The sequence below is a fragment of the Shewanella sp. 11B5 genome (genome assembly GCF_002836795.1).
GTDB lineage: Bacteria > Pseudomonadota > Gammaproteobacteria > Enterobacterales > Shewanellaceae > Shewanella > Shewanella frigidimarina.
In genome coordinates this window covers 1-1,232 of the sequence record NZ_PJAP01000118.1, presented here as the reverse complement: position 1 = coordinate 1,232, position 1,232 = coordinate 1, and the positions used below count along the sequence as shown (strand labels likewise).

General features: G+C 48.0%; 1 protein-coding gene. It reads left to right on the top strand.

Going from position 1 to position 1,232, the window contains the following annotated elements; genetic code table 11:
- A partial coding sequence (locus tag CXF78_RS00980) for an iron-containing alcohol dehydrogenase (protein WP_102035727.1) occupies positions 1-1,045 on the top strand: 1,045 nt, incomplete at its 5' end.
- Positions 1,046-1,232 lie beyond the last annotated feature (187 nt).

Sequence of the window (1,232 nt, the reverse complement as noted above, 5' to 3'; positions counted from 1 at the left end):
TGGTAGCGCGGAACGAACCAGTGTATTAGAACAAGTTAGAACAGCACTTTCTGGTCGCACATTGGTCGAGTTTGGTGGCATAGAACCAAATCCTCGTTATGCCACGACCCTTAATGCCGTCAAAGTAATCGCTGATAACAACATCACCTTTTTGCTTGCCGTTGGTGGCGGATCTGTCATTGATGCGACTAAATTTATCGCGATGGCGTCGCTTTATGTAGGTGACCCCTGGGAGATCCTTACTGCCGGCACTGCAAAAGTGACCGCGGCAATGCCGTTTGGAACTGTGCTTACATTGCCTGCAACAGGATCTGAAATGAACAATGGTGGGGTGATAACCAACCCTGAGAAAATAGCCAAGCTTCCTTTTAGAAGTCCACATTGCTACCCAATTTTTTCGGTCCTCGATCCTGAACTCACCTATACGCTGCCTGCGCGTCAGATTGCCAATGGCGCTGCAGATGCCTTTGTGCATATTATCGAGCAGTATCTGACTTATCCCAGTGGCGCACTCGTGCAGGATGGTTTTGCCGAGTCTCTGCTACGCACCATTATTGAGTTTGGCCCTAAAGCGCTAGAGACACCAGAAGATTATGACATTCGTGCAAGTCTGATGTGGACCGCCACACTGGCTTTGAATGGATTAATCGGTGCCGGAGTGCCACAAGATTGGGCTTCTCACATGATCGGACATGAAATCACCGCGCTCAATGATACAGACCACGCCCGAACTCTTGCCGTCGTGTTACCGTCACTATTGAATGATCAGCGTGGCCACAAGCACGAAAAATTACTGCAATATGCAAGCAATGTTTGGGGGATCACCGAAGGCACAGATGCTGTGCGAATTGACGCAGCAATAGACGCTACACGTGCGTTTTTCGAGCAATTAGGGATCAAGACTCGATTGAGCGACTACGGTATTGCCGCAGCAGAAATTGAACTTATCGTTAGCGCCTTGCAGGAACATGGCATGACAGCCCTTGGCGAACACAAAGACATCACCCCAACTGATGCCCGTCGCATTCTTGAAGCGTCACTTTAAAGGAGATTGAATATGACACAAAAAAACTCGAAGAAGGTTGGGCTAAAAATGCTCTTGATGGACTCATTGGTCTTATGAACTGGGGGTAACGTCGGCAAGCTAATGCGCTATGTTGCTAAAAAGTAAAATATCAATTCAGTACCATCTTGATGGTACTGAGTTCGCCCTAAGGCGATAGCTTTTGCAA